This window comes from Spirosoma endbachense, from assembly GCF_010233585.1.
GTDB classification, from domain to species: domain Bacteria; phylum Bacteroidota; class Bacteroidia; order Cytophagales; family Spirosomataceae; genus Spirosoma; species Spirosoma endbachense.
In genome coordinates, this window is sequence record NZ_CP045997.1 from 7051816 (window position 1) to 7052816 (window position 1001).

Here is a 1001-nt window from a genome sequence, read left to right on the forward strand (position 1 = left end):
CGGCTACGGTAAGCGGAGCGAGTTCAGCCAGTCTCACCAGCACTGGCACGGGTAGCTTCAGCCAGAGTGTCATCACCGGTAGCCAGCCATTGACCTATCAGCCTTCGGCGGCCGACATCGCAGCGGGCAGTGTGACCCTGCGGCTCACCAGTGCCGATCCCGATCTGAGCGGCAGTTGTTCCCGGGCAATCATCAGCCGGGTGCTCACCATCAGTGCCCCCCCCAGCCTGAGTATCACAGCCAGTTCGGCCAGTCTGTGTGGGGGTCAGACCGCGATGCTCACCGCATCGGGGGCCAACACCTATCGGTGGAGCAATGGCGCCACCACGGCTTCCATCAGTGTGAGTGTGGCCGGACCTTACTCGGTGACGGGTACTTCCTCGGGGGGTTGCTCGGCGACAGCTACTACGACCCTCACGGCGAGTCCTGCTCCGACTCCTAGTCTTTCTTCAGCCACCATTTGTGCTGGCCAGTCAGTAACTCTGACAGCTACGGGTGGTACAAGCTATAGTTTTAGTCAAGGGACTACTAACTCAACGGGTGTGCTTGTGCTAACACCAAGCAGTACCACAACTATCAGTGTGACAGTGGCGAATGCTAGTGGTTGTGTGAGTTCAACCTCTAATACCGTAACTGTTAATCCATTACCTGCTATACTTACCAATATAGTCTGCAATGGCACCACTACTTATAATGTGGCCTTTACAGCAACTGTTGGTGCCTCTGTTTCGGCTTCTGTTGGCACCATTTCAGGTAACATGGTTACGGGTGTACCATCTGGGCAACAGTTAACATTGACGGCTAGCCTCAATGGCTGTAGCATTTCGACTCAATTGACTCAGAACTGCCAATCTAATTTGGCTGGACTGGGCGACTTCGTCTGGAATGATTCCAATAAGGATGGTAGTCAGGATGCCGGCGAAGCGCCGATACCCGGTGTGGTCGCTACCCTGTTCATCAACGGGGTCAGCTCAGCCACCACTCTGACCAACGCCACTGGG

Annotated in this window: 1 protein-coding gene; it reads left to right on the forward strand. The window is 55.4% G+C overall.

Annotation, left to right across the window (positions count from 1 at the left end):
• Positions 1–1001 (forward strand): SdrD B-like domain-containing protein (locus GJR95_RS28775; protein WP_317167022.1); only part of this gene is annotated, 1001 nt, incomplete at both ends.